The 26394-nt window shown below is 38.7% G+C and carries 26 protein-coding genes and 2 pseudogenes; 23 read left to right on the top strand and 5 right to left on the bottom strand.

The features are described 5' to 3' along the window. Positions 1 to 2 precede the first annotated feature (2 nt). The 5 genes from QM460_RS02940 to QM460_RS02920 all read left to right on the top strand — a co-directional run bounded on the left by QM460_RS02940 (position 3) and on the right by QM460_RS02920 (position 3887). Positions 3 to 617, top strand: coding sequence for an HAD-IA family hydrolase (locus QM460_RS02940; protein WP_414289196.1), 615 nt, complete (start codon positions 3 to 5; stop codon positions 615 to 617). 176 nt (positions 618 to 793) lie between these two features. Next, positions 794 to 1915: a LysM peptidoglycan-binding domain-containing protein gene (locus QM460_RS02935; RefSeq protein WP_414289195.1), complete on the top strand. Its 1122-nt coding sequence runs from the start codon at positions 794 to 796 to the stop codon at positions 1913 to 1915. Between the two features lie 151 nt (positions 1916 to 2066). After that, positions 2067 to 2930 (top strand): DUF2262 domain-containing protein, encoded by an 864-nt coding sequence (locus QM460_RS02930; RefSeq protein WP_414289194.1) that lies wholly within the window; start codon positions 2067 to 2069, stop codon positions 2928 to 2930. Positions 2931 to 3097: 167 nt separating this feature from the next. After that, on the top strand, positions 3098 to 3514 hold the full coding sequence (locus tag QM460_RS02925) for a MarR family winged helix-turn-helix transcriptional regulator (protein ID WP_414289193.1): 417 nt from the start codon (positions 3098 to 3100) through the stop codon (positions 3512 to 3514). A 10-nt stretch (positions 3515 to 3524) separates the two neighbouring features. After that, on the top strand, positions 3525 to 3887 hold the full coding sequence (locus QM460_RS02920) for a DUF1304 domain-containing protein (protein WP_414289192.1): 363 nt from the start codon (positions 3525 to 3527) through the stop codon (positions 3885 to 3887). Between the two features lie 514 nt (positions 3888 to 4401). Here the strand turns inward: QM460_RS02920 and QM460_RS02915 are convergent. Then, positions 4402 to 5567, bottom strand: a pseudogene (locus QM460_RS02915) (IS30 family transposase). A 216-nt stretch (positions 5568 to 5783) separates the two neighbouring features. On the opposite strand from QM460_RS02915, the gene QM460_RS02910 reads away from it, so the two are divergent. The 4 genes and pseudogenes from QM460_RS02910 (at position 5784) to QM460_RS02895 (ending at position 10681) form a co-directional block, all read left to right on the top strand. Further along, positions 5784 to 7562, top strand: a complete 1779-nt coding sequence (locus tag QM460_RS02910) for a phosphotransferase (protein WP_153225646.1) — start codon at positions 5784 to 5786, stop codon at positions 7560 to 7562. A 1-nt stretch (position 7563) separates the two neighbouring features. Next, complete coding sequence (locus tag QM460_RS02905; RefSeq protein WP_153225647.1) at positions 7564 to 7749, top strand: hypothetical protein; 186 nt, start codon at positions 7564 to 7566, stop codon at positions 7747 to 7749. Next, positions 7749 to 9176 carry a cytosine permease gene (locus tag QM460_RS02900; protein WP_414289191.1) on the top strand — a complete coding sequence of 476 codons (1428 nt, stop codon included), beginning with the start codon at positions 7749 to 7751 and terminating at the stop codon, positions 9174 to 9176. The genes QM460_RS02905 and QM460_RS02900 overlap by 1 nt, the downstream gene beginning before the upstream one ends. Before the next feature lie 133 nt (positions 9177 to 9309). After that, positions 9310 to 10681: pseudogene (locus QM460_RS02895) on the top strand (IS1182 family transposase). Between the two features lie 119 nt (positions 10682 to 10800). Here QM460_RS02895 and QM460_RS02890 read toward each other — a convergent pair. Beyond that, positions 10801 to 11658 carry a DUF975 family protein gene (locus QM460_RS02890; RefSeq protein ID WP_414289190.1) on the bottom strand — a complete coding sequence of 286 codons (858 nt, stop codon included), beginning with the start codon at positions 11656 to 11658 and terminating at the stop codon, positions 10801 to 10803. 116 nt (positions 11659 to 11774) lie between these two features. Between QM460_RS02890 and tgt the strand changes: the two genes are divergently transcribed. The 3 genes from tgt (at position 11775) to QM460_RS02875 (ending at position 15460) form a co-directional block, all read left to right on the top strand. Beyond that, entirely contained in the window at positions 11775 to 12917 is a 1143-nt protein-coding gene (tgt, locus tag QM460_RS02885; protein ID WP_301559860.1) for a tRNA guanosine(34) transglycosylase Tgt, read from the top strand. Between the two features lie 132 nt (positions 12918 to 13049). Next, positions 13050 to 14867: an acyltransferase family protein gene (locus QM460_RS02880; protein ID WP_414289189.1), complete on the top strand. Its 1818-nt coding sequence runs from the start codon at positions 13050 to 13052 to the stop codon at positions 14865 to 14867. Positions 14868 to 15118: 251 nt separating this feature from the next. Then, complete coding sequence (locus QM460_RS02875; protein WP_049530778.1) at positions 15119 to 15460, top strand: metal-sulfur cluster assembly factor; 342 nt, start codon at positions 15119 to 15121, stop codon at positions 15458 to 15460. A 43-nt stretch (positions 15461 to 15503) separates the two neighbouring features. On the opposite strand, the gene QM460_RS02870 is transcribed toward QM460_RS02875, so the two are convergent. Both QM460_RS02870 and ilvD read right to left on the bottom strand, forming a co-directional pair. Next, a complete protein-coding gene (locus tag QM460_RS02870) occupies positions 15504 to 15872 on the bottom strand; it encodes a glyoxalase (protein WP_414289188.1) in 369 nt (122 codons plus the stop codon). A 103-nt stretch (positions 15873 to 15975) separates the two neighbouring features. Then, positions 15976 to 17679 (bottom strand): dihydroxy-acid dehydratase, encoded by a 1704-nt coding sequence (ilvD, locus tag QM460_RS02865; RefSeq protein ID WP_248035870.1) that lies wholly within the window; start codon positions 17677 to 17679, stop codon positions 15976 to 15978. A 158-nt stretch (positions 17680 to 17837) separates the two neighbouring features. On the opposite strand from ilvD, the gene QM460_RS02860 reads away from it, so the two are divergent. The 4 genes from QM460_RS02860 to rpmG all read left to right on the top strand — a co-directional run bounded on the left by QM460_RS02860 (position 17838) and on the right by rpmG (position 19543). Further along, positions 17838 to 18845 (top strand): SPFH domain-containing protein, encoded by a 1008-nt coding sequence (locus QM460_RS02860; protein WP_414289187.1) that lies wholly within the window; start codon positions 17838 to 17840, stop codon positions 18843 to 18845. Between the two features lie 2 nt (positions 18846 to 18847). After that, on the top strand, positions 18848 to 19048 hold the full coding sequence (locus QM460_RS02855) for a PTS ascorbate transporter subunit IIC (RefSeq protein WP_000796543.1): 201 nt from the start codon (positions 18848 to 18850) through the stop codon (positions 19046 to 19048). Positions 19049 to 19195: 147 nt separating this feature from the next. Continuing rightward, on the top strand, positions 19196 to 19378 hold the full coding sequence (rpmF, locus tag QM460_RS02850; RefSeq protein ID WP_000290417.1) for a 50S ribosomal protein L32: 183 nt from the start codon (positions 19196 to 19198) through the stop codon (positions 19376 to 19378). A 15-nt stretch (positions 19379 to 19393) separates the two neighbouring features. After that, entirely contained in the window at positions 19394 to 19543 is a 150-nt protein-coding gene (gene rpmG, locus QM460_RS02845) for a 50S ribosomal protein L33 (RefSeq protein ID WP_001265622.1), read from the top strand. A gap of 78 nt (positions 19544 to 19621) precedes the next feature. On the opposite strand, the gene QM460_RS02840 is transcribed toward rpmG, so the two are convergent. After that, on the bottom strand, positions 19622 to 19807 hold the full coding sequence (locus tag QM460_RS02840) for a FanG protein (protein WP_082242376.1): 186 nt from the start codon (positions 19805 to 19807) through the stop codon (positions 19622 to 19624). A 28-nt stretch (positions 19808 to 19835) separates the two neighbouring features. Between QM460_RS02840 and QM460_RS02835 the strand changes: the two genes are divergently transcribed. The 7 genes from QM460_RS02835 (at position 19836) to nrdI (ending at position 26373) form a co-directional block, all read left to right on the top strand. Further along, entirely contained in the window at positions 19836 to 20450 is a 615-nt protein-coding gene (locus QM460_RS02835; protein WP_084972499.1) for a CadD family cadmium resistance transporter, read from the top strand. An 11-nt stretch (positions 20451 to 20461) separates the two neighbouring features. Further along, complete coding sequence (cadX, locus tag QM460_RS02830; protein WP_261274324.1) at positions 20462 to 20800, top strand: Cd(II)/Zn(II)-sensing metalloregulatory transcriptional regulator CadX; 339 nt, start codon at positions 20462 to 20464, stop codon at positions 20798 to 20800. An 880-nt stretch (positions 20801 to 21680) separates the two neighbouring features. Next, the gene (locus QM460_RS02825) at positions 21681 to 22295 is read left to right on the top strand and encodes a YesL family protein (RefSeq protein WP_414289186.1); all 615 of its coding nucleotides are present in this window, start codon (positions 21681 to 21683) and stop codon (positions 22293 to 22295) included. After that, positions 22273 to 23946 carry a sensor histidine kinase gene (locus tag QM460_RS02820; protein ID WP_414289185.1) on the top strand — a complete coding sequence of 558 codons (1674 nt, stop codon included), beginning with the start codon at positions 22273 to 22275 and terminating at the stop codon, positions 23944 to 23946. The genes QM460_RS02825 and QM460_RS02820 overlap by 23 nt, the downstream gene beginning before the upstream one ends. 2 nt (positions 23947 to 23948) lie before the next feature. Continuing rightward, positions 23949 to 25235: a response regulator gene (locus QM460_RS02815; RefSeq protein WP_414289184.1), complete on the top strand. Its 1287-nt coding sequence runs from the start codon at positions 23949 to 23951 to the stop codon at positions 25233 to 25235. 61 nt (positions 25236 to 25296) lie between these two features. Beyond that, positions 25297 to 25830 (top strand): ABC transporter permease, encoded by a 534-nt coding sequence (locus tag QM460_RS02810; protein ID WP_414289183.1) that lies wholly within the window; start codon positions 25297 to 25299, stop codon positions 25828 to 25830. Between the two features lie 75 nt (positions 25831 to 25905). Next, positions 25906 to 26373: a class Ib ribonucleoside-diphosphate reductase assembly flavoprotein NrdI gene (gene nrdI / locus QM460_RS02805; RefSeq protein WP_049504453.1), complete on the top strand. Its 468-nt coding sequence runs from the start codon at positions 25906 to 25908 to the stop codon at positions 26371 to 26373. Positions 26374 to 26394: the final 21 nt, after the last annotated feature.

Here is a 26394-nt window from a genome sequence, read left to right as displayed (position 1 = left end):
ATATGAAAAAAATTGGATTTATCTGGGATTTAGATGGGACCTTGTTAGACTCTTATGAGGCTATCTTAGCAGGAATCGAAGAGACTTTTGCCCAGTTTGACATTCCTTATGATAAGGCTGAGGTTCGTGCCTTTATTCTAAAAACTTCCGTTCAAGATCTGTTGGAAAAGGTGGGAGAAGAAAGAGGCTTGGATGCTAATATGCTCAATCAGGTTCGTGCTCAGAGTTTGGCTGAGAAGAATGCTCAAGTTGTCCTGATGCCGGGGGCACGTGAAATCTTAGCTTGGGCAGACCAGCAAGGAATTGAGCAGTTTGTTTATACCCATAAAGGGGACAATGCTTTTACTATTTTGGAGAATTTGGGTTTGGCCCACTATTTCACAGAAATTTTAACCAATCAAAGTGGCTTTTCTCGGAAGCCTAGTCCAGAAGCTGCGATCTATTTGCTAGATAAGTATGAACTAGATCCTCAGCAAACTTATTATATCGGTGATCGGACTTTGGATATCGAATTTGCTCAAAACAGTGGGATTCAGAGTATCAATTTCCTTGCCTCTCCCGCAGCTTGTAATCAACAGATAGAGCATTTAGAAGATATTAGTTCACTTTCCTTCTAGAATTTTCTTCAAGAAGAATGTGTCAGCCTGATGACAAGAAACTAACAAACTATTTCAAGTAATGTAAATTGTTACAACGAATGTACAGTTCTGTTAAATAGCCCCAAAAGGGCTTTTTTTCTTTTTTCTTTGTGTTATGATAGACAGGTACTACATTTGAAAAGGAGTTTGATAGTATGAAGAAAAGAATTATTTTAGCATCAACAGTAGCCTTGTCCCTTGCCCCTGTATTGGCAACTCAAGCAGAAGAATTAGTGTGGACAGCGCGTAGTGTTGAGCAAATTCAAAATGATGTTACCAAGAGTGAGAATAAAACAAGCTATACGATTCAGTATGGTGATACCTTAAGTACCATTGCCGAAGCTTTGGGAGTGGATGTGAACGTTCTTGCTAACTTGAATAAGATCAGCAATATTGATTTGATCTTCCCTGAGACAGTCCTTACAACAACTGTCAATGAAAAAGAAGAAGTGACAGAGGTTGAAATTCAAACCCCTGATACAGTTCAAGGTGGCGAAGGTACAACTGCAACAGCAGATTTGACAACCAACCAAGTCACTGTAGATGACCAAACTGTACAGGTTGAAGATTTAACTCAATCAGTTGCAGAAACAACTGTAGCTGAGCCAGTGGCAGAAGCAACAACAGAAGTTGTAGCACCTGTAGAAGAGTCAGTAGTAGAAGCCACTACTGAAGTTGCAACACCAACGGAAGGATCTGCAGCAGAAACAACAACAGGAGCCGTTGCAGAAGTTTCAGCACCAGTGGAAGAGTCGGTCGCAGAAACACCTGTAGTGGAAGAAACGACTACAACAGAAGCACCAGTTACAGAGACTGTAACAGAGACTCAATCAGCACCATCAACTTATCAAGCTGAAGCAAGCCAAGGTTCATCAGCGACTTATGCAGCACCAGCAGCACCTGATTATGCAAGTATTGCAGCTTCAAAATCAGAAAATGCAGGTCTTCAGCCACAAACGGCTGCCTTTAAAGAGGAAGTGGCTAACTTATTCGGAATCACATCATTTAGTGGTTACCGTCCAGGAGATAGTGGAGACCACGGAAAAGGACTTGCCATTGACTTTATGGTTCCAGTAAGCTCTGCTCTTGGAGACCAAATTGCAGATTATGCTATCCAAAATATGGCTAGCCGTGGTATCAGCTACATCATCTGGAAACAACGTTTCTATGCACCATTCGATAGCAAATACGGACCAGCCTACACTTGGAATCCAATGCCAGACCGTGGTAGTGTAACAGAAAATCACTATGACCACGTTCACGTTTCTATGAACTAATGATTAATAAGAAGCTATACATTTAAAAGTGTAGCTTCTTTTTTTGTAAAAATAGTATTTATAAGTGAAATAAAATCTAAAACATGTTAGAATGTAAGCGGATACAAAGTTATACTAACGATTTTAAGCATAGAGCGAAAGGATGATAAGGATGACAAACCGATTAAAAACTACATTTGAGAAAACAAGAGATGATTTTGAACAGGAATTTTGTGGTGAAATTGTCGAACTCTTGATTTTTACCCTCCAAAATGTAAATGGAGCAATCTCTTTAAAAGATGGATGCAAGATACCGTCCGTTCATTTTAAAGCTAGTGTCAATGTCGAAACTCAGGACTTTTCTGAACTTGAAGGACGTTTGGAATGGCTCTTGACTCCAGAAGAATTTGAAGAAAAACGATGGGGCTTTAGTTTTGAACCCTACAAAATTCATCGTATTAAATGTCAAAAACGCCCCTTCATGGAGCTAGAGCCTTATATGTCAGAAGTGGCTAACAACTGCTACCGCTTGCTGGAATACCTAGATGACCAATCCACGGACTCTAGGTTAGAGACCTTGATTGAAAGCTATCAAAAACCTGTTATCATTCAAGACGCTCTTGGCGAGTTCACCCTAAATAGAGCCTATTCTTGGTTTGAAGGCTTCATCACCTATGAAGGCGGTAAGATTCATGCTATGTTTGATGCGGGTGAAGATGAAAGTCTTCCTCCAAGTTCTTTTGATGATTTAAAGAAATTTATGGGAACTTTCCAAGTCCATGATGCTCAGATTAAAAACTATATCGTCAAAGAATTGTGGGAAACAGCTCAAGACTGGATTGATTCAGATGAAAATGATGTGGAGTTAACAGAAGAGTATTTTACCAACTCACTTTCCTTGAGTGAACTATCAATCAACGAAGATGGGGAATTGACTCTCTACTATGATGATAGCGAGGAAATTTTTGCAGGCCATGCCATCGAAGTTGTCATCGATAAAGAGGGAGAAATCCTTCGAGCAGATTTGGTAGGTTAGTACTGGATTTTATCTAGAATATAGAATTAATAGCCTTTTGGGATTGAAACCAAGAGGCTATTTTTAGGGAGTGAGCAAAACAGTTGCGTTTTTACTCTGGTTGTAATACACTTGATAAGTCAACTATTGATAGATCAAATATCGAAGAAAGGAAAAAAATACTAAAAATGCATGAATTGCTATACCAGCTCCATTTAACAGATCAGACCATCACTCAACTTTTTGAGAAACAATTGGGAATTAGTTTGACCCGCTATCAAATCCTGCAATTTTTACTGCAACAGTCACCCTGTAACCAGATTGCCGTTCAGGAGAAGTTACAGATTGACCAGGCAGCATTGACCCGTCATTTTAAGATACTGGAGTCAGAGGGTTATGTTAGTCGCAAGCGAAATCCAATCAATCAGCGAGAAGTCTTAGTTGAATTAACCCAAGAAGCCAAGAATCAACTCTTGGTCAATCCGCCTGAACATCACTTGCGAGTGAAGGAACAGATGGAGACCATCTTATCCTCTACTGAGCAAAAAGAACTGACGACTTTACTGACGAAACTAGTATCAGGATTAGAAAAAATAGAATTTTAAGGAGAAAACCATGTCAATCATGACCACAATTTTAGCAACTATCGTTGCCCTCGAACATTTTTATATCTTTTATTTGGAGAGTATCGTAACCCAATCAGACGCCACCAGTCGAGTCTTTAATATGGAAATGGAAGAGTTGACTCGACCATCTGTAACCTCACTTTTCAAAAACCAAGGAATTTATAATGCCTTGATTGGGGTATTTCTTATTTACGGAATTTATTTCTCACATAGCTTAGAAATCGTAACAATCTTTGTTTTATTTGTCATAGGAGCAGCTACTTATGGTGCCTTAACAGCAGATAAAAAAATCATTCTCAAGCAAGGTGGTCCAGCAATCTTAGCACTCTTGAGTATCCTTTTCTTGAGATAAAAAGCGGAGGTGGAAAAAATATTGGATTTAAGAATCCATTATTATAAATCCTCATGCTTGATAAATTAAATAAAAAAGCGGACAAGATAGAATTCTGAGTATCAGAAACAAGTATGGTTCGCTTTTTTATTTACGATTAGACTTTTATACGAATTTTTGTTTTTAAGTTGGTTCACTTCAGTGTGGTTAAGGAAGTGCTGTTTGTAAATCTTTAAAAACTTATGGAAATGTGTGGTCATGTTATTCAAGACTACTTCTTTACGCTAAATTCCCAAACTAAGTTCCACCGCTAATAAAAGTGGAAGTTAATCTGATAAAAATCCTAAAAACCAGTGGAACTCCGTGTCAGGGTAAGTTCTACTGGTTTTAATAATGCTTGATTTCATCGCTTTTGTAACCAAAAGAAATCGAAAAAAAGAGCGCACAAAATCCCCACATCTGAAAGCGTTTCAGATTAAGTTCCGCTATGGTGGAAGTTAGTGTGAGACGTTTGAATGGGGTTGAAGGTTAGTTTTTAGATCTTATGTTGGAGTAATTTAGAAGATTGACAGACGTCTTCTGCAGGTATTTTAGAAATGCCGAGAAGCTTAGGAATTTCTTCTCCGTAAGTAAAAGCAAAGAGTTCATAGGCTGATTTTCCATTCAAAGCAGCGCGCTTGACGCTATTGACATGTGAACAAACGAGATTGATGTCCTCTTGAGTTAAATTGTTAAAGGAAGTTCCCTTAGGTAGAATGTCGCGAATCAGTGTGTGATTTTTCTCAATTTTCCCTTTCTGGTCAGAGCGATTAGGGTCACAAAAGAAAAGTTTACTCTCTCCTCGCACATCCATTTCGATGTCATTAACCCTAGCAAACTCTCCTCCATTATCTGTCAGAATAACAGGAAAGAGTTGGCAGAAGTCCTTGTCAGCTTCGTGAAGGTTATTCTTAATATCATAGAGATGTTTGGTAACCTCAAGGGCAGTTTTATTCTCCAGAAGCCTAGCGAAGATAAAGTTACAGAAAGATAGATTGAAGGTGAGTAGGACTTTACCTCCCATTCTGCCCATCACTGTGTCCATTTCCAGCAAGAGTCTAGTTGATTAAGGACTAAATAGTTTTGTAAATCCTCATAGGAACGGCCTTTTTTATCTTCTTTAGGGATGGAAGGTAGCTTACTTTTTTGTCTCTCTTTGAATTTAACGGCTCTAGCTAAATCAATAGGAGCGATGGACAGGTATCCTTTTCGGATGTGTCTATAGACGGTTGAGGAGCTGACATTAAGGTTATGAGTCTTGAGGATATGATAGATGTGTTGTCCCTTTTTAACCCCATCAGAAATGACTTTGTCCATGTCCCAGAAAGTCTGAGAGTTGAGAGGAGTTCCTTCACGAGCTTCAACAAGAGTTTGTTCGTACTGCTTTTGAGCTTGTTTAGAAAGGTAGAAGATTTTCTGATAGCCACAGTTTTGTCTTCTTTTAGGACATCCATTACAGACAAAGGGAGCTTTATCAAGTAGAGGGCAAGGAAGGTTGTTAGAGGTAGAGTCTCTAATTTGTTTGTTTCGTTTGACTTCTTTAGAAACAGTAGTCGGGTCTTTTAGAATAAGTTGCCCGATAGCTTTGAATGTTTCACCGCGCTCTAAACCTAATTGGATATCATTACGGTCTGAAAGGGTAAGGTGTTTATGTTTGGTCATAGTAGGCCTCATTTCTACCACAAACGTCTCACACTTAATTCCACCATAAAAATCCGTTTTAGACTAATTTCCACTTTGGTCAGGAAAGTGGAAGTTACTTTGAGAAATTACCACTACTTCTTTACTATTAAAGTTTATTTGGATAATACTTGACAAAAGCGAATGTTCATACTATAATTTTTAAAAACAAGCATTGAACAAAAAGAGGTTATCAATATGATTTCAGAAAAACAATTTAAACTACTGTCTTTTTTGCAAGAGCATCCACAAGAGGAGTTTACACAAAGACAGTTAGCGGAACAATTGGAAGTTTCTTTAGGAACAATTAATTCCCTGCTTAAAGAAATGAAAGAAGCTAATTGGATTGATCAAGAAGGTCACCTATCTGAGTTAGGAAAAGAAGCTTTAGAACCTTATCGAGTACAAAATGCAGTGATTATGGCTGCAGGGATGAGTAGTCGATTTGCACCATTGTCTTACGAAGTACCAAAAGGATTGTTAAAAGTCAAAGGGGAACGCCTGATTGAAAGGGAAATTGAACAACTACAGGAAGCAGGTATAGAAGATATTACGGTTATTGTAGGTTATTTACAAGAAAAAATGTTTTACCTTGCTGAAAAATATGGTGTAAAAATCGTTGTCAATAATGATTACTATAAATACAATAACTGTTCTTCATTAATGTTGGTTAGAGATCAACTATCAAATACTTATATTTGTTCATCGGACAATTATTTTGCCGAAAATCCATTTGAGAAGTATATTTATAGGGGCTACTATTCAACAATATTTGTGGAAGGCGAGACAGACGAATATTGTGCTACCGAAGACTCCAACAACATGATTGTTGACATACAGATTGGTGGTAAAGACACTTGGGCTATGGTGGGACATGTGTATTTTGACCGTGCCTTTAGTGAAAAATTCGTAAAAATTTTAGAAACTGAGTTTAAACACGAGCCCTATAAAGAACAGCTCTGGGAAGATTACTATACCCGTAATGTTCATGAATTGCATCTAGAAGCTCGTCATTATTCAGCGGATATTGTTAAAGAATTTGATTCCTTAGATGAGTTGCGTCAATTTGATGACCGCTACTTGATGAATTCTAATTCTGAGATTATTGATAACATCTGCAAGACCTTGAATTGTGATGCTTCGGATATTGTTCATATTAAACCACTCAAAGATGGTTTGACCAATACATCCTTTAGCTTTGATTGTCTTGATAAAAAATATGTTTATCGTCATCCTGGTAGAGGAACTGAAAAATATATCAACAGATCAAGTGAAGCGGCTTCTATGGAAATTGCAGCAAAACTGCAAATAGACAGAACATTTGTTGCAATGGATAAAAACGAAGGGTGGAAGATTTCAGAATTTATCCCTAACGCTAGACCGCTTGATTATGATAATTGGGATCATGTAGAAAAAGCTATGGGGCTCTTGAGAAAACTACATCAGTCTGGAGAGAAGACAACTCATAATTTTGATTTATTTGTAGGAATTGATGATTTTAGAGAAAAATTGAAGGCTAGCAATCGTTTTGAGTTTGATGGACTTGATGAACTCGATAAAAACATTTCAACTATTAGAGAATTTTTAAAACAGGATGACACTGAGAGAGTTTTATGTCATGGAGATTCCTATAGTCCTAATTTTCTCCTAAACGAACAAGAGGAGATGAGTCTGATTGATTGGGAGTATTCTGGTATGGGGGACCCTGCAGGGGATTTAGGTACCTTCATTGGTTGTTCGAATTATACTGTTGAACAAGCTGAGAAAGTACTTGAGATTTACTTGCAAGAAGTTCCAGATACAAAAACAAGACGTCATTATTTAGCCTATGTGGCAGTGACATCTTATTATTGGTTCTTGTGGGCCTTATTCCAAGAGAGTGTTGGAAAACCTGTGGGAGAATTTCTTTATACTTGGTATCGATTTACCAGACAATACGGACAACTTTCATTAGAGTTATATCTAGGAGAAAAATAAGATGAAATCTGTATCTGAAATTGAACAATTGGTAGCAGATGAAACGAAACGAAGACTGGAAGAAATGGAATCTCCAGACTATGATTTTGCGCAACCATTCTTAAAAAAAGATTTTGCTTTGATTGGTGTTATCATTGGAATTAATCTAATCTTGATTATCTTAGCTATGACAGGAGGAATTAAATAATGTCGAAAACGACCGACTTTATTCAACAAGAAACCATAACTGGGATTGTTCCAATGACTAGTAAGGATCGGCAATATTCCTTCTGGGATCTATTCTTATCAACAAGTGGTTTTGCGATTGCAACTTGGTGTTACACACAAGGAGCGTATGTTGCTCAATATTTGACCTTCAGCCAGATGTTAATCAATATTTTTAGCTTTAATATTATTTGGGTCTTTATCGAGTGTCTTCCCACCTTGTTTGCAGTGAGATACGGAATTGATTTATGGATTTGGCTTCGAGCGGTTTTAGGGAAGCGCGGAGTGGCATTTTTGTCAACAACTATCAGTTTAGCAAATTTTGGTTGGTATGCAGTAACTGCAAATCTTTTTGCCAGTTCTATGATTCATCTAGCTAATAATTTTGGTCTTGGACTGGAGAAGGGGATTTGGGCACCAATTCTTGGAACACTTTGTGTTTTATTGGGGACCTTGATTGCTCTTGGTGGACCAGAGGTTATAAAAGGTATTAATCGGTTTATGGTAATTGCTTTGCTAGTTGTTGGATTGATTATCGTTGGAATTTGTTTTGTAGCAGTTCCGATTACTGACATTATGAACGTTCAACCAGCAGTACAAGGAGATTTGAGTCCACTAGAGCGATTTATGATTTCAGGAGAGGGGAATGTAGCGACTGCCTTTTCTTGGTCGACGCAAGCATTAATTTTACCACGTTTAGCAAAATCAGAACGTAGTGGGTATTGGGCTACTTCTTTATCTTATGGTGTGGTAGCACCATTCTTTGCTGCGACGGGTGGTGTTATGGCTCTAGCTATGTTTGTAAGAACAGGAGTTTACGAGAGTGATCCAACTGCGATGCTTTCAACCTTGAGTACTCCTACCTTTGCTCTTCTTAGTTTATTGCTAGTAGCTTTTGCAAATATTGGAACTCAAGGGACAGGATCCTATGTGAACTGTATGATTGTTAAAAGCGGTATGCCTAAGGTGAGCTATAAACTAATGGTTTGGATTGCCATGATTTATGTGAGTGCGTTAACAATTTGGGGTGGCGTAGAAGAATATTTTGGTTCTTTTATCTCGCTTGCAGCTTATATTCAAGGACCTATTATTGGAATGATTGTTGTTGATTATTTCTTGATAAGAAAACGGAAATTAGATTTACGATCCGCTTATTTCTTAGATGGACATCAGGCTTATGATTTTACTAAGGGATTTAATTTAGTTGGTTTGTCTTGTGTATTCGTATCTCTGTTAGTTGCGGTACTCTTTGTTTATAATCCCCTAACTAAACAAATTCAAAGTTCGATCTTCTTAATCACAACAGGTAGTGGATTTACGGCGATTTTTGGTGGCTTCCTATATTGGTTGGCAAGCCTAACTCCATTAAAACACTACATGATTAAAGACAGAGATCAAGTAACCATTTAAATAAAAACAACCAGCACTTTCCATAGAAGGTGCTGGCAGATTGAAGACAAAGTCCTTAGAAGTCAAGTTTCTAAGGACTTTTCTTTGTGTAAAGTCGTATAATAGAGGCAAGAAGAGTTGTGAGGTGTTCCCTATGTTTCACAAAGAAAAACCTGATTATAATCGTAAGCAGTATGGTTTCTATACAATTGACGAATTGGTCCCAGAAGATCACTTTCTTCGACAAGTAGATTCAAAGGTTGATTTTGACTTTATTTATGACTTGGTAGAAGACACCTATAGTCCAGATAATGGTCGTCCTAGTCTTGATCCCGTCATGTTAGTCAAAATTCCTTTGATTAAATGTTTTTATGGTATCCGTTCTATGCGCCAAACCATGAAAGAGATTGAAGTAAACGTGGCCTATCGCTGGTTTCTCGGACTAACTTTAGATGATAAGGTCCCTCATTTTACCACCTATGGGAAGAATTACAGCCGTCGTTTTCAAGATAAAGAACTCATTTATGAGATTTTTTCCCAAGTTCTCAACCAAGCTTTGTATGCTGGCTTAATTGATCCTTCTGAAATATTTGTGGATGGTACCCATATCAAAGCGGCAGCTAATAGTCACAAGTATCGTAAGGAAATGGTAGACCAACAAGCTAAATTTATGAGTGAACAATTGGCAGTTGAGATTGATTTAGATAGGAAAAAACACGAAAAAAAGTCCTTAAAGCCCGCAAAAGAAAGTGAGGCTAAGGAAAAGAAAATCTCAACAACGGATCCCGAGTGTGGTTGGTTCCATAAGGGCGAACACAAGGAAGTATTTGCCTATTCTGCTCAAGTTGCTTGTGATAAGCATGGTTGGGCCTTAGCTTATACGGTTGAAGCAGGAAATGTTCATGATAGTCAGGCTTTCCCTGCCCGTTTTTCAAAGTTAGAGCCATTCTCCCCCCACTATATTATTGCGGATTCAGGTTACAAGACACCAGCTATTGCCCATTATTTATTAGAGCGAAACATCATTCCTGTCTTTTCTTATACTCGTCCAAAGGGAGTAAAGGAACTTAAGGCCTAGTAATTTTGTTTATGATGCAAGTTATGACTGTTATGTTTGTCCAGAGAATCAAGTGTTAAGCTATCGCACTACCACTCGAGAAGGCTACCGTGAGTATAAGAGTAATCCCAAAGTATGCGTTTCCTGTCCTTTATTATCCGTTTGTACCCAAAGCAAGAATTTTCAAAAAGTAGTAACGAGACATGTCTGGAAAGATGCCCTTGAATTTTGTGAGGAGATTCGTCACCAAAGAGAAATGAAAGAGCTCTATAAGAAGCGCAAAGAAACAATTGAACGGCTCTTTGGGACGGCTAAGGAGTACCATAATTTGAGATACACTAGAGAGAAAGGAAAATCCAAAATGGAGGATCAGGTTGGGCTTACTTTGGCGTGTTTAAATATCAAAAAACTGGTGAAATGGATAGGAAATATCCCTTTTTATTTTTCTCAAATTCAGATTTTTGGATAGAATAGTAGGTGATGAGACAAACTATTTTTGAAAAGATAAAAAGACAAACACCAAAAATGACGTTTGTCTTCGTTCTGACCAGCACTCTCCATAGAAGGTGCTGGTTTTAATCATTCACGTTAAATTTTTCTCCGCTTGATTTCGAGCAATCTTTGATAAAAGAAGAATTGACTACTATAGATATAAGGGAAAGAAGGGATGCTCGCAATTCCGAAGCTGATCCAGATAAGGAGATACCAAGGAAGTAGCTGTAAATCAAGTACGAAGCGTTGGAACTTATAGCCTTTCATAAGGAAGCGACTGGTTTTGAGTACACGACTTGGCTTGGCAATTCCAATTGCAAGGGTATCACATAGGAGCAGCTCTACTTGGGAATAAGCGTAGTATTGCGGCAGATAGGCAATGGTTCCCAAAATCATCAGAAAGACGCTACCAAAGAAGTAGAGTGCAAAAGTGAGCAGAAAATGTTCGATATCTGAATTGGTGACGTCTACGGCTGGAAATTCGGGATGAAGTTCTACAAATTTACGAGCCATGGCACTGCTATAGAAGAGCAAGTAGACACCAAAAAGATTAGGGATGCTCCACAAAAAGAGATAGAAACGTTTGAGCAAGAGAGTCAGAAAGGTCTGGGTGAAGAAGCGATTGTCAAGTAAGGACAGACTATCTTTAAAGGAAAGCTCTATCTCGGAAATTCTGTAGAGATTAATGGTTGTAAACAGAGCACCAGCTAGGATAATAGAACTTGTAAATCCTACTGCTAGAGGAAAGAGTGAGGACTGGATCAAGCTCATCAAAAAAGTAAAGAAGGATTGCTCAAGAATCCTCTCATCAAGTAGGGATAATGGACTTATAAAGCTGGATAGAATCAGAAAAATGCTTGGTAATAAAAAGACAAGCAATAGACGTGGATGTTCAGCTTGAAACTGTTTAGCTTGTTGACGAACTTCTTTTAAATCAATTTTTGGGTATTTCATTCTTTCATTATACCATAGTTCGTGACAGTTCCTGTTTTTTTTGATAGAATCATACAGTATGCCCTTGGGCACAAAGTAAGAACTGGGACTGTCTTTCCCAGCTTCGGAGGTAAAAAATGTCAGATTCACCAATCAAATATCGTTTGATTAAGAAAGAAAAACACACGGGAGCTCGTCTGGGTGAGATTATCACGCCACACGGAACCTTCCCAACTCCTATGTTTATGCCGGTTGGGACTCAAGCAACGGTCAAAACCCAATCGCCAGAAGAATTGAAAGAGATGGGGTCAGGGATTATTCTCTCTAATACCTATCACTTGTGGCTACGTCCTGGAGATGAACTCATTGCGCGTGCAGGTGGGCTTCATAAGTTCATGAACTGGGATCAGCCTATCTTGACAGATAGTGGTGGCTTCCAGGTATATTCATTGGCTGATAGCCGTAATATCACTGAAGAAGGGGTGACCTTCAAGAATCACCTCAATGGTTCCAAGATGTTCCTTTCACCTGAAAAAGCCATCTCTATCCAAAACAATCTAGGCTCAGACATTATGATGTCCTTTGACGAATGTCCTCAATTTTATCAACCTTATGATTATGTGAAGAAGTCAATCGAACGTACCAGCCGTTGGGCAGAGCGTGGATTAAAAGCTCATTGTCGTCCACATGACCAAGGTTTGTTTGGGATTGTACAAGGTGCAGGCTTTGAAGATCTTCGTCGTCAGTCAGCTCATGACCTTGTCAGCATGGACTTCCCAGGATACTCTATCGGAGGGTTGGCAGTTGGAGAAACTCATGAAGAGATGAACGCAGTTTTGGACTTCACCACTCAACTCCTTCCTGAAAACAAACCTCGCTATCTTATGGGGGTTGGGGCACCAGATAGCTTGATTGATGGGGTTATTCGTGGGGTCGATATGTTTGACTGTGTCTTGCCGACTCGTATCGCTCGTAACGGTACTTGTATGACTAGCCAAGGACGTTTGGTTGTCAAGAATGCCCAGTTTGCGGAGGACTTTACACCGCTTGATCCTGAGTGCGATTGCTACACATGTAAGAACTACACCCGTGCCTACCTTCGTCACTTGCTCAAGGCTGATGAAACCTTTGGTATTCGCTTGACCAGTTACCATAATCTCTACTTCTTGCTCAATCTTATGAAGCAGGTTCGTCAGGCTATTATGGATGACAATCTCTTGGAATTCCGTGAGCATTTTGTTGAAAAATATGGCTACAATAAATCAGGTCGTAATTTCTAAGATTATCAATCTAAAGCTCAAATCCTAAGTTTTCTCTTAGGATTTTTCTTCTTTTTTTGATAAAATAAAGGTAATATGGAATGAACATTAGATGGTTTTTTTACTACTCTAATGAACGGAGAATAACCTCGTATGCGTATTAAATGGTTTTCCTTGATCAGGATTACAGGCTTACTCTTGGTACTCTTGTACCATTTCTTTCAGACGATTTTTCCAGGAGGATTCTTCGGGGTTGACGTCTTTTTCACCTTCTCAGGTTTCCTAATTACGTCACTTTTATTAGAAGAATTTGGACAAAAAGGTAAGATTGATATCCTAGGATTTTTCAGAAGACGTTTCTATCGGATTTTTCCACCGGTCGTTTTAATGATCCTCGTCGTTATGCCCTTTACTTTCTTGGTTCGGCAGGATTATGTAGCCGGAATTGGTGGTCAGATTGCTGGTGTCCTTGGTTTTATGACCAACTTCTATGAAATGTTAACAGGGGGAAGTTATGAATCTCAGTTCATTCCTCATCTCTTTGTTCATAACTGGAGTTTAGCAGTTGAAGTTCATTACTATATCTTGTGGGGCTTGGCAGTTTGGCTCATGTCTAAGCAAGCCAAAACAGGTGGGCAACTACGGGGAATGGTTTTTCTACTATCTTCAATTACCTTTGTTGTTAGCTTCCTTTCAATGTTTATTGGTAGCTTTATCGTTTCTTCCTACTCAACGCTTTACTTTTCAAGTCTAACTCATGTTTATCCATTCTTCCTAGGTAGTGTCCTAGCTACCTTGATAGGGGTCCGTCATACGACACCTCTTCTTAAACGTTTGAATCAAACCCTGGACTTGAAACAGACCTTATTAGTCTTTTCAGCTGGTCTCGGACTTTTACTCTTATTGACCTTCTTCGTGAAATTCAATTATCTTTTTGCCTACTTGCTTGGCTTCTTGTTGGCAAGTTTAGCTGCTCTTCTGATGATCGTTGCAGCACGACTTTTACATGAGAAAACTCCGACGATTGAAGAGCCAAAGGTAATTAGCTTCTTAGCTGATACCAGCTATGCCGTTTATCTTTTCCACTGGCCGTTTTATATCATTTTCTCTCAGTTGATGAGCAATCTACCAGCTGTGATTCTCACTACTATCTTTTCTTATCTCTTTGCAAGCCTTTCTTTCTATGTGATTGAACCTTTCATTGCAGGGAAGAACAGTAGCTTATTGCAAAAGGTAAAAGAAATTCCGCATATTCAACCAATTTTTGCGGGTAGCGTTGGTTTCCTTAGCTTGCTGACACTGATTGTGATGCTTATTGCTCCCCAAGTAGGTGCTTTTGAAACGGATTTGATGGTAAATGGCCTCAATCAAGCTCAAACCAATATTACCCGTACAAAAACCATGGTGGATCAAGCAGAAGCAAGTCGCTACAATATTGCCGAAGGTGTATCCATCATCGGAGATTCTGTAACCTTGCGTGCAACACCTGGACTAAAAGAGGTTCTACCAGACGCTCAGACAGATGGTCAAGTCAGCAGAAATACCAAGCAAGCCAATGCTATTATGCTCAACCGCAGTCAGAATAAAGTCCTCCCTAAAATAGTGGTTATTGCTACTGGAGTGAATAACCCTGAGGATTATAAGGCTGATATCGATTCTTTGATAACAAATCTACCTAAGGGCCATCAGCTTGTACTTGTGACACCTTATGAAGGGGACAAAACTCAAGCAACTCAGCCTTATGTAGAACAGTATGCTAATTATGTGCGTGAAGTAGCTCAGAAGTATCCTTACATTGAGGTTGCAGACTGGAATCAGGTATCTAAAGATCATCCAGACATCTGGAAAGGAACGGACCAGGTTCACTTTGGAAGTGATAATACCAAACTAGAAGAGGGTGCTAAGCTCTACGCAGAAACTATAGCATCAGCTATCAAGGCCTTGGCAGATAAACCTGTGAAGTCAAAATAATATTTTAAAAGTAGAGATGACCTTTCTCTACTTTTTCTGTTTAGAAAGTATGTCTTAGAAGCTCAATCATTCTCTAACCTATGCCAATATCCTCTTGCTCTAGGTTGCTAGGTTTTTGGGCAGTTTGGTCCAAGCTATGACTAATTTCTAGTCTGTAGTTTTTATGGCGAATCCGGTCTTGATTGGGAAAGACTTGCCAAATTGTCAGAATTATGAGAAAATAGGTGCAGTTTACAAATGGAGGGAATGCAATGAGAGAAGATATCAAAATCAATGATCGTGCTCTAGCATTAGGAGAACAAATCATTGAAAAACTAGAAAAAGTTTACGATACAGATGTGGAACTAGATGTCTATAATCTTGGCTTGATTTACGAGATTCATTTGGACGAGGCTGGTCTTTGTACAATTGTCATGACCTTCACCGATACTGCCTGTGACTGTGCAGAAAGTTTACCCATCGAAATCGTGGCAGGCTTGAAACAGATTGAAGGAATTGAAGATGTCAGGGTTGAAGTTACCTGGTCACCTGCCTGGAAGATTACACGCATCAGTCGCTATGGTCGCATAGCGCTTGGACTACCACCACGCTAAAATACAAGAGCTCTCTGCTAATAAACAGAGAGCTGTTTTGTTATTAGATTCCTCTAACTGCGAAATAGTGTCCACTTGGATTTGCAAAGTTAAAGTTAGGGAAAGGTTGAGTACTGATCGGACTGGTGGTATCAATTACTGCAGCTAGGCGTTCATGAAGACTGTGAAGGTCTGCTGATTCAAAGAGTAGGCTAGGTTTCATATCAACTACCTCTGGCGATACCTGACGAATAAAGTCTTTGGCGTAGACAGTAAAATTCAGTGTACTGTCCGTGTGAGGTTTCATTTCAAAAGTTTCAAAACCCATAATTTCTGATTGATTAAAAACTTCAAAACCGATAGCAGACCAAAAGTCTCTCTCAGCTGCTACATCATCTACGTAGAGCATAATTCCTGTATTTTGTGAAAACATTGTCTCTCCTTTATAATCATAGTTAGAGCAATTATCTTATCATATTCCATGAAATAATACAAATAACTAGAAAAAGCAGTCATTTAGCGACTGCTTTTTCTAGTTATTTTTTACCAGATTGTTCCATATTCCAGAAATCTGTCACGGCACCACGTGATGCAGAAGATACGGTGTGGGCGTACTTACCAAGGACACCACGGCTATAGAGTGGTGGCAAGGTTGTTTCTGCCTTACGTTTTTCAAGTTCTTCTTCGGATACGGCCATAGAAATTTCTTTAGTATCTTGGTCGACAGTGACGATATCTCCTGTACGAAGGTAGGCAATTGGTCCACCGTCCTGAGCTTCAGGTGCGATATGTCCGACAACTAGACCATAAGTTCCACCAGAGAAGCGTCCGTCTGTCAAGAGGGCAACCTTGTCTCCTTGACCTTTACCAACGATCATAGAAGAAAGTGATAGCATCTCAGGCATACCAGGACCACCCTTAGGTCCAACGAAACGAACAACAACAACATCGCCATCAACGATTTCATCAGACAAGACAGCTTGGATAGCATCTTCTTCAGAATCAAATACCTTGGCTGGCCCAACGTGACGACGAACTTTAACCCCGGATACCTTGGCAACTGCACCGTCAGGAGCAAGATTACCGTTCAAGATGATAAGCGGACCGTCTGCACGTTTAGGATTTTCAAGTGGCATGATGACTTTTTGACCTGGTGTGAGGTCTGCAAAATCGGCCAAGTTTTCAGCGACAGTTTTACCAGTACATGTGATACGGTCTCCGTGAAGGAATCCATTTGCCAACAAGTACTTCATAACTGCAGGCACACCACCAACTTCGTAGAGGTCTTGGAAGACATACTGACCAGAAGGTTTCAAATCGGCCAAGTGAGGGACACGTTCTTGGATGGTATTGAAATCCTCAAGTGACAAGTCAACATTAGCAGCATGGGCAATGGCAAGCAAGTGAAGAGTAGCGTTAGTAGAACCACCTAGAGCCATTGTCACTGTAATGGCATCTTCAAAGGCTTCACGAGTCAAGATATCAGACGGTTTGATACCGAGTTCAAGCATTTTAACCACAGCACGTCCAGCTGCTTCGATGTCTTCTTTCTTATCAGCAGATTCTGCTGGGTGAGAAGAAGAACCTGGCAAGCTCATACCCAAAACTTCGATAGCAGTAGCCATCGTGTTGGCAGTATACATGCCACCGCAGCCACCAGGGCCAGGGCAGGCATTACATTCGAGACGTTTGACGTCTTCAGCGGTCATATCACCATGGTTCCATTTTCCGATTCCCTCAAATACAGAAACCAAGTCGATGTCTTTACCATCTAGTTTTCCAGGGGCGATAGTACCACCGTAGGCGAAAATAGCTGGGATATCCATATTGGCAATGGCAATCATAGAACCAGGCATGTTCTTATCACAGCCCCCGATAGCTACAAATGCATCGACGTTATGACCACCCATAGCAGCTTCGATAGAGTCCGCGATGATATCACGAGATGTCAAAGAGAAGCGCATACCAGGCGTTCCCATGGCAATCCCATCTGCTACCGTAATGGTTCCAAATTGAACAGGCCAAGCACCAGCAGATTTGACACCTTCTTTTGCAAGCTTACCAAAATCATGCAAGTGAATATTACACGGTGTGTTTTCTGCCCAAGTTGAAATCACTCCCACAATCGGTGTTTCAAAGTCCTTATCTGTCATACCAGTTGCACGAAGCATGGCACGGTTTGGTGATTTAACCATGCTGTCATAAATGCTACTGCGGTGACGTTTATCTAATTCTGTCATTAAGTTCCCTCCCATTTCAGTTTTTACCATTATAGCATAATTTTCGCCTGAATAACAGAAGAAAATTCAAGAATTTTCTGAAAAAAGATTGCATTTTTTTATTGACATTTAAAATTAAAGTGATATCATTTAGATATCAAATACAGGAGGTCATTCTTATGACTGAAAAATTAATCAATTCAAAACCAAATGGTGTAGTAGCATTGATTCTCATTGAGTTGGCACTCGTACTTGGTTTCTTTATATTTATAATGGGTGCTGGTTCAGAAAATATTTTTGGAATTATTATCGGACTTTTATTAATCTTAATTTCAGCTCTAGCTCATGCTGGTTTAAAAGTTGTCAAACCTCAAGAAGCTCTGGTTTTGACCCTCTTTGGTAACTATATAGGTACCATCAAAGAACCTGGTTTTTACTTTGTCAATCCCTTCAGTATAGCGGTCAATCCTGCAATTCACACTCGACTCGGACAAAGTGGCGATGTTAGCACAAAATCTCCTTTTTCAGGAATGAAATCATCAAATGGCAATGATGTAAACATTGAAATTGGCAAGAAACAGATTTCTCTCAAAGTTATGACTTTGAGTAATTCTCGTCAAAAGATTAACGATTGTCTGGGAAATCCTGTTGAAATCGGAATCGCGGTAACTTGGAGAGTTGTCGATACAGCCAAAGCAGTCTTCAACGTAGATAACTATAAAGAATATCTTTCATTGCAATGTGATAGCGCCCTCCGTAATATTGTCCGCATCTATCCTTACGATGTGTCTCCGAATGTAGACACTACAGGTGATGGGCAAGCCGATGAAGGAAGCCTCCGCGGTTCTAGTGAGATTGTAGCTAAACGTATTCGTGAAGAAATCCAAAGTCGTGTAGAGGATGCTGGTTTGGAAATTCTTGAGGCACGAATCACTTATCTAGCTTATGCACCAGAAATTGCTGCCGTCATGCTTCAACGTCAACAAGCATCTGCTATTATCGATGCACGTAAGATGATTGTTGACGGCGCTGTTGGAATGGTTGAAATGGCACTGGAACGTCTCAATGAAGGAGAGTTGGTTGAACTAGACGAAGAGCGTAAAGCAGCGATGGTTTCAAATCTCCTAGTCGTTCTCTGTGGCAATCATGATGCACAACCAATTGTCAATACAGGAAGCCTTTATTAGAAATGGCAGAAGCTAAAAAGAAGCAAATCCCCCTTCGACTCTCGAATAAGTTATATGCTGCACTCGCATCATGGGCAGAAGATGACTTCCGATCAGTCAATGGGCAAATTGAATATCTTCTTACAGAATGTGTCAAGCAACGGAAAAAAGACGGGAAATACGTCTCAGAAACCATTGATGAACCATTTGAGATTGATATTTAGTCTATTTTCCTATCCAGAAGATTGGATAGGAAAATTTTTTTATCTTTTTTTGTCAAGTAACTTTACTTTACAAAAAAGTTTTGATATACTATTAAAGTTGATGAAAATCAAACCTAACTGAATTATATCTTAAAAGGAGAAATCAAAATGGCAGTACCTGCACGTCGCACTTCAAAAGCGAAGAAAAACAAACGTCGTACACACTACAAAGTAACAGCTCCATCTGTAAACTTTGACGAAACTACTGGAGATTACTCACGTTCTCACCGTGTATCACTTAAAGGATACTACAAAGGACGTAAGATCGCTAAAGCTGCATCAGCTGAATAATAGAAGGGAGATACCATGCGCGTAAATATTACACTTGAACACAAAGAATCTGGTGAACGCTTGTACCTTACTTCTAAAAACAAACGTAACACTCCAGACCGTCTTCAATTGAAGAAATACTCACCAAAACTTCGCAAGCACGTTGTGTTTACAGAGGTGAAGTAAGGGTTTCAGTACACGTCAATAGACGTCAAAATATTGATTTAAAGTGATTTTTGATTTTTTGAAACTCATTATATCGCACTACAAATCAATAAAAACTCTACCTTTTACTCTACCTTTTTTAGATAAATATATCATCTGGATATTGAAGTTAAGCCCTGCTATCATTTCGATGGCAGGGCTTTTTAATATTTGGTACACTAACGCCTTATCTATATTTTGGTGAATTTTAAGTTGACATCTACAAAGTTTAATGTTAAAATACATTCAAAAATATATTTGAATGAGGTGTTTTATGATTCAAAATGTTGTTACTTCAATAATACTGTATTCTGGGACAGCCGTAGACTTACTTATTATCCTAATGTTATTTTTTGCCAAAAGAAAAAGCAGAAAAGACATCATTAACATCTATTTAGGACAATTTCTAGGCTCTGTTAGTCTAATATTGCTAAGTTTGCTTTTTGCATTTGTCTTAAATTATATTCCTAGTAAAGAGATTTTAGGTTTGCTCGGTTTGATTCCAATTTTCCTAGGACTCAAAGTTTTGCTTTTAGGAGATTCTGATGGAGAAGCTATTGCAAAAGATGGTTTGCGCAAAGATGATAAAAACCTGATTTTTCTAGTCGCTATGATTACTTTTGCAAGTTGTGGTGCTGACAATATTGGTGTTTTTGTCCCATATTTTATTACCTTAAATTTAGCGAATTTGATAGTGGCTTTACTTACTTTTCTAGTCATGATTTATCTCCTGGTTTTTTCTGCCCAAAAATTGGCACAAGTCCCTTCTGTTGGAGAAACTTTGGAAAAATATAGCAGATGGTTTATTGCCGTTGTTTATTTAGGATTGGGGATGTATATCCTGATTGAAAACAACAGCTTTGACATGCTAAGGACTGTGTTCGGCTAGGAGAAAAAATTATGAAAAAAGATAGTATCTGCCAAGTGGATGTTATTAATCAACAAAATGTTACAACCGCAACGAACTACTTTGAAAAGGAAAAAGTCCAAAAATCACTTCGTATTTTATCAAAGTTTACCGATAATAAACAGATAAATATCATCTTTTATCTCCTTGCAGTCGAAGAACTCTGTGTCTGTGATATAGCCTGTTTACTAAATCTCAGTATGGCATCTGCCTCCCACCATCTTCGTAAACTAGCCAATCAAAACATCTTGGATACTAGAAGAGAGGGGAAAATTATATATTATTTTATAAAAGATGAGGAAATCAAAGACTTTTTTAATCAACTAGGATAACAACTATTTTTACTACTTTACCATGATTATATATAGGACTTATCTATGAAATTTTTTGATGAAAATTACTCACAAGAAATACCTACTCGTATCAAATGTTTAAGAAAAAAGTATAATTTAAAGCAAAGCGACTTGGACTATAAAGAAATTATTTTCTAAGATATTACCAAGTTTGTTGATGATCTGTTTTATCACTGCTTCAGCTCTATTATATTTAGAGATTTAGAAACTGTAGATAGAAGTGAAGTATGCATTCAATACGAATCAAAACAACACAAAAAAGCTCTAGACAGTATGACTAGAGCTTTTTTGTGTTGTTTTGAAATTAAGTATAAATTTTATCAATGTACATTTGGTAGAAAAAAGAATACAGGACAAACAAATTCCTGTATTCTTAAAATAACTTAGAACAGATATGATAATGAAGCGACTAATAAGATTATAGCGCAAATTATTTTTCCGATTTTTACATATTGTTGTTTGAACAATTTATCAGAGAAAAGAGTCAATACAAGCGCAACACAAAACAAAGTAGTTCTTAAAGTCATGATTCATACTCCTTTCGTTATTTTGTTAATCCAGTAAATAAGTTGAATAGTAAGTATTTAATCTGCAAATATGTTTATCTTTTCTGAAAACTCCTTTGGTCATTGATCGGTATCTCTATCTATATTTATTATAGCACAAATAACATTATTAAACAATTATATTTATCCTTTATAAACTAACATTTGGCCATTTGACAAGGATGGATACCTGCTCCGAACTTGCTTCTAAAAGGTAGCAGGTTCAACTCTTGCTACCTTTTCTCTCCTCTTCTTTTTTGAGAGCGCTTGAAATATGTTATAATAGTTCTAGATTATTTTTTTGGAGGCAAACCGTGGGAAATTTTATTGAGCTAGTCTTTCATCGTTTCTTTTTGGGGATGATAGCTACAGCTTATTTTTGGTTATTGACACTAGCAGGAGGTGTGGTTTTTGGTATAGCGCCAGCTAGTGCGACTATCATGAGCTTATTTGCAGAACATGGCTATTCTTACCGTGCCTATGGTTTTAAAGAGGCATGGACTCTTTATAAGAGCAATTTTGTAAAAAGCAATCTCAGTTTCTACACCTTTATGGGACTTGACTTGATCTTGATTTATGGTTTGTATCTCATGATCCAATTGCCGCATCAGACCATTATCCATTTGGCAGCAACCTTTCTAAATATCTTTTTGGTAGCCTTGGTCTTTTTGGCTTATACAGTTTCTCTAAAATTACAAGTTTATTTTGACTTATCCTATCAAAATACCTTAAAGATTGCCTTTATCGGAATTTTTATGAGCTTATCAGCAGTGGCTAAAGTTCTTCTTGGTAGCGTCTTGTTAGCCATTATTGGGTTTTATATGCCTGCCCTCATTATTTTTGTAGGGATTGGTATGTGGCATTTCTTTATTAGTGATTTATTGGAGCCTGTTTATGAAAGCATTCATGAAAAATTGGCGTCCAAATAGGATGAAACAGTTTTGGCTTCATTCACTCCTTCGAACCTATACTTGGGTGATGATTGTCATCATTGCTAGTTTTGCCCTGTTGATTTCCTATGTGAACTGGGATAGTCGAGAAAAAGAAGCAAGACAGGTTTCCCAGCGGGTTTTGACTCGGACAGTGAGTGAGGTTGAGTATTATTATCGAGAATCAGCGCGTTCAGCCCAAAGTTTAGTAGATAATCAAGCGCGAATCGAGGGAATTTATAAGTATTTTAGCCTCAGTACACCAGATTATTTCTACTGGCAACTGGAGCGTAAAGCATCGCCCTATATATCTGTATCCATTTATGAAAATATCGATGACCTCTACGTGCGCAATGATTTTGTAACGGGTGTAGCCATTGTCTTGCAAGACTCGACAGAAGTTTATGTTTCGAAGAGGGACAATCGTAGTGGTTACAAAGTTTCTGCAGATGCCTTCAAGCCAGATGCCAATAGTTTCGCCATTCCCGTATCTGATCCTGTATCGGATCAAGCTCTTGGTGTTATTTATGTTTCTGTATCTTCTGATGTTTTTTATAAGGCTATTGACAATACCAGAGGAAATATCCCAATTGCTGTGAGCATCACCTCTCCTTTTGAAACAGATATGTTTCACCAAGGTGAAAAAAGTGATCGAGAGGAATGGTTGCAAGATGAGACTGCTCATGGTTATCAGGTTCAGGTTGCGGTTCCTAGGGATTATGTCCTTAGTGGGAGTATCTCTAGTTCTGTCTTTATTCTTGCTTTGAGTCTTCTCTTTATCGTTATTTTATATGTAACTCTGAAAAAAACATTTTCGAAGTATCAAACCCAGGTTGTCGACCTAGTGGAAACAATCCATGATATTGCGCAAGGAGAACAAGGTAAAAGAATTGATCTCACGAAAAAAGACCAGGAATTACTTTTAATTGCTGAGACAACAAATGATATGTTGGATCGATTGGAGAGAAATATCCATGATATTTACCAGCTTGAACTGAGTCAAAAAGATGCCCATATGCGCGCCCTACAAGCTCAGATTAACCCGCATTTTATGTATAATACCCTCGAGTTTTTACGGATGTACGCGGTTATGGAAAACCAAAATGAACTAGCGGATATTATCTACGAATTCAGTAGTCTCCTGCGCAACAACATCTCTGATGAGCGAGAAACAACATTAAAGCAAGAAGTGGAGTTTTGTCGGAAGTACAGTTATCTCTGTATGGTTCGCTATCCAAAATCCATTGCTTACGGATTTAAGATCGACCCTGGCTTGGAAGAAATGCGCATTCCAAAATTCACCCTCCAACCCTTGGTGGAGAATTATTTTGCTCATGGAGTTGATCATCGACGTACAGATAATGTGATTAGTATCAAGGCCTTGAAAAAAGAAGGCTATGTTGAGATTTTGGTAACCGATAATGGGCGTGGAATGCCTGCCGAAAAATTAGCAGAGATCCAGGATAAATTAGCTCAAAGAACCTTTGAACATACAGTGGATTATAGTGGGAAACGGCAGTCCATTGGGATTGTCAATGTGCATGAGCGCTTTGTGCTCTACTTTGGTGACCGATATGATATCAGTGTAGAATCTGTTGAAAAAAAAGGTGTTCGCTATCGAATTACCATTCAAAATGAAGAGAAAGGATAAAGATGTATAAAGTACTTTTAGTGGACGACGAGTACATGATTACAGAAGGACTCAAACGTTTGATTCCTTTTGACAAGTGGGATATGGAAGTCGTTGCAACAGCCAATCATGCTGACGATGCTCTGGACTACGTTCGAGAACATCCCGTCGATATTGTTATTTCAGATGTCAATATGCCTGACAAGACAGGGCTTGAAATGATTGGGGAGATGAAGGAGTTGTTGCCAAATGCTTACTATATTCTCCTTTCAGGCTACCAAGAATTTGACTATGTCAAAAAAGCCATGAATCTCAATGTCGTTGATTATCTGGTCAAACCAGTCGATAAGGTTGAGCTTGAACACTTGCTTGAAAAGATTGCCAGTCAGCTTGGTGAAAAATCTCATGAGCCCGAAATATTGAGTCAGCAACTCGATGAAGAAGCTTTCAAGACTCATCTCAGCCAAAAAGAAAACTGGTGGATTGGACTTTCAAAAGAAAAACAAGGAAATTATGCCATTCCTTACTACGTTCTAGGTCAAGACTGGCAGATCGTCCTTGCTGATCAGGAATTTGAGGGCTTATTGGTCATGCCTTTTGAAGCTTCTTATCAAATCAACTTTGAAAAGTGGAAGCGTGATATTGAAAAGACTCTCTTTTATGGCTCGGTCAATTTAGATCAGTCTGAAAGTCTCTTTTCTTACTACGAACCCATCTATCGAGTGATTATTCAAGGAAATCTCCAGCAGATTATCGAGGAGTTGACCTTACTTGAGAAGATTGTCTTAGAAAACACACCGAGGGTATCCATTACCAAGCAGCTCTTTACCCAGTTTGTCATGGATGTTTTCCATCTTTTTGAACATCTGAAGGCAGACGACATGACAGATATTGTCAAAAACATCCATGCCATTACAACTTTTGAGGACCTAGTCGCTTATACCAAGGAAACCTTGACATCCTTCTTTGGTCAATACCGCATGAATGAAAATGTTGTTAGTGTGCTCGAGGTTATTGGTAGAGATTACCAAAAAGAGCTTTCTCTCAAAGATATCAGCAAGGATCTCTTTATCAATCCCGTTTATTTGGGCCAGTTGATTAAGAAGGAAACCAATTCCACCTTTGCTGAGCTTCTCAATAAGCAACGCATTAAGGCTGCCCAGCAGCTCTTGCTATCTACAAATGATAGTATTGAGGATATCTGTTATACAGTTGGTTACAGTAATGTTGGTTATTTCTATAAGGTCTTTCGAAAACTATGTGGGAAGTCTCCCAAAGCCTACCGTAAACAGGTGGAAGCCAACTTATAGGATTTGTTTTGCTTGTTAAAATATGCTATAATAAACTAAAAAACATAAGGGGGTTGCTTTGATGAAAAAGAAACCAATCTATCTATGGGTATTACTGATTTTTTCAGCCTTACTCTCAGCAATGTCGCTATATGGAATCATATCTCCAGTACCTACTGCGGAGGGTATGAGCAATCTAGAAACATCAGCATCAGGTGTTAATGCTACTTATGCTAAGGAGCTTGTTGATTACACCATTAAGGTATCGGAGCATGGCCATTCTGTCTTCAGCATTCTCTTGGTTGTCTTATCTGTTATTCTAGTTGTTGTGGCTTTGGTTTTCCTTATTCGTAAAAACCTTCAATTGGCTAACTACACTTATCTTGCTTATGTCTTCGTTGCCATCGTTGGTTCTATCTACAACTTTATCGGCGTTCAGGATGCGGTTTCACTTTTTACAGATCCTAACATCCGTATGGGAGCGGAGCTTGGTGCCAAAGGTTCAGCCATTTTTGGGATCGTACTCAATGTTATCTTCCTAGCAATCGTCTTCTATAAAATGTGGCGTCAGCAAAAAGAATTAACTGAAGCTCAAGAAGAGGAAGAACTGGCCTAAGAGTTGACAAAGGATAACTATCAAGATACAATCTTGGTAGTTATTTTTTTGAATTCAAAAAAGAAGGAGGAGAGCATGAAAAAAATTTCCTTAGTCTATATCAGTCTGAGTGGAAATACTGAAAGTTTCGTCACACGTCTGAAGGCATACCTTTTAGAACAGTATGGGAACATTGAAGTGGAAAAGATCCATATTAAAGATTTGGTCAAGGAGGGAGAGAATTTCTTTGAGATGACCAATCCATATGTCGCTTTTCTACCGACTTATCTAGAAGGTGGCAATGGAGTTGACAATGGTGATGTGGAGATTTTGACCACTCCAGTAGGGGACTTTATCGCTTACGGTGACAATGCCAGCAAGTGTTTTGGTGTCGTAGGATCAGGCAATCGTAACTTCAACAACCAATACTGTTTGACAGCCAAACAATACAGCCAACGCTTCGGATTCCCCGTTCTAGCTGACTTTGAGATGCGTGGAATGCTGGGAGATATCAAGAAGGTCGCAGGGATTATTGCAGACTTATACGAGTTGAATACGGATTAATAGAATCATTTGATGTAGCAG

It is taken from the genome of Streptococcus infantis, from assembly GCF_047464415.1.
Lineage (GTDB): Bacteria > Bacillota > Bacilli > Lactobacillales > Streptococcaceae > Streptococcus > Streptococcus infantis_AE.
The sequence above is the reverse complement of the archived record's forward strand: the minus strand, read 5'-3'. Positions and strand labels throughout refer to the sequence as shown.

What these genes read in the sequence shown, in the direction of transcription:
- QM460_RS02910 (WP_153225646.1), top strand. Translation starts at nt 5,784, where the DNA reads ATGATTTCAGAAAAACAATTTAAACTACTGTCTTTTTTGCAAGAGCAT.
- nrdI (WP_049504453.1), top strand. Translation starts at nt 25,906, where the DNA reads ATGAAAAAAATTTCCTTAGTCTATATCAGTCTGAGTGGAAATACTGAA.
- QM460_RS02925 (WP_414289193.1), top strand. Translation starts at nt 3,098, where the DNA reads ATGCATGAATTGCTATACCAGCTCCATTTAACAGATCAGACCATCACT.
- QM460_RS02855 (WP_000796543.1), top strand. Translation starts at nt 18,848, where the DNA reads ATGGCAGAAGCTAAAAAGAAGCAAATCCCCCTTCGACTCTCGAATAAG.
- QM460_RS02920 (WP_414289192.1), top strand. Translation starts at nt 3,525, where the DNA reads ATGTCAATCATGACCACAATTTTAGCAACTATCGTTGCCCTCGAACAT.
- QM460_RS02840 (WP_082242376.1), bottom strand. Translation starts at nt 19,807, where the DNA reads ATGTATTTTAACATTAAACTTTGTAGATGTCAACTTAAAATTCACCAA.
- rpmG (WP_001265622.1), top strand. Translation starts at nt 19,394, where the DNA reads ATGCGCGTAAATATTACACTTGAACACAAAGAATCTGGTGAACGCTTG.
- tgt (WP_301559860.1), top strand. Translation starts at nt 11,775, where the DNA reads ATGTCAGATTCACCAATCAAATATCGTTTGATTAAGAAAGAAAAACAC.
- ilvD (WP_248035870.1), bottom strand. Translation starts at nt 17,679, where the DNA reads ATGACAGAATTAGATAAACGTCACCGCAGTAGCATTTATGACAGCATG.
- QM460_RS02870 (WP_414289188.1), bottom strand. Translation starts at nt 15,872, where the DNA reads ATGTTTTCACAAAATACAGGAATTATGCTCTACGTAGATGATGTAGCA.
- QM460_RS02835 (WP_084972499.1), top strand. Translation starts at nt 19,836, where the DNA reads ATGATTCAAAATGTTGTTACTTCAATAATACTGTATTCTGGGACAGCC.
- rpmF (WP_000290417.1), top strand. Translation starts at nt 19,196, where the DNA reads ATGGCAGTACCTGCACGTCGCACTTCAAAAGCGAAGAAAAACAAACGT.
- QM460_RS02880 (WP_414289189.1), top strand. Translation starts at nt 13,050, where the DNA reads ATGCGTATTAAATGGTTTTCCTTGATCAGGATTACAGGCTTACTCTTG.
- cadX (WP_261274324.1), top strand. Translation starts at nt 20,462, where the DNA reads ATGAAAAAAGATAGTATCTGCCAAGTGGATGTTATTAATCAACAAAAT.
- QM460_RS02810 (WP_414289183.1), top strand. Translation starts at nt 25,297, where the DNA reads ATGAAAAAGAAACCAATCTATCTATGGGTATTACTGATTTTTTCAGCC.
- QM460_RS02875 (WP_049530778.1), top strand. Translation starts at nt 15,119, where the DNA reads ATGAGAGAAGATATCAAAATCAATGATCGTGCTCTAGCATTAGGAGAA.
- QM460_RS02860 (WP_414289187.1), top strand. Translation starts at nt 17,838, where the DNA reads ATGACTGAAAAATTAATCAATTCAAAACCAAATGGTGTAGTAGCATTG.
- QM460_RS02940 (WP_414289196.1), top strand. Translation starts at nt 3, where the DNA reads ATGAAAAAAATTGGATTTATCTGGGATTTAGATGGGACCTTGTTAGAC.
- QM460_RS02935 (WP_414289195.1), top strand. Translation starts at nt 794, where the DNA reads ATGAAGAAAAGAATTATTTTAGCATCAACAGTAGCCTTGTCCCTTGCC.
- QM460_RS02815 (WP_414289184.1), top strand. Translation starts at nt 23,949, where the DNA reads ATGTATAAAGTACTTTTAGTGGACGACGAGTACATGATTACAGAAGGA.
- QM460_RS02900 (WP_414289191.1), top strand. Translation starts at nt 7,749, where the DNA reads ATGTCGAAAACGACCGACTTTATTCAACAAGAAACCATAACTGGGATT.
- QM460_RS02820 (WP_414289185.1), top strand. Translation starts at nt 22,273, where the DNA reads ATGAAAAATTGGCGTCCAAATAGGATGAAACAGTTTTGGCTTCATTCA.
- QM460_RS02930 (WP_414289194.1), top strand. Translation starts at nt 2,067, where the DNA reads ATGACAAACCGATTAAAAACTACATTTGAGAAAACAAGAGATGATTTT.
- QM460_RS02890 (WP_414289190.1), bottom strand. Translation starts at nt 11,658, where the DNA reads ATGAAATACCCAAAAATTGATTTAAAAGAAGTTCGTCAACAAGCTAAA.
- QM460_RS02905 (WP_153225647.1), top strand. Translation starts at nt 7,564, where the DNA reads ATGAAATCTGTATCTGAAATTGAACAATTGGTAGCAGATGAAACGAAA.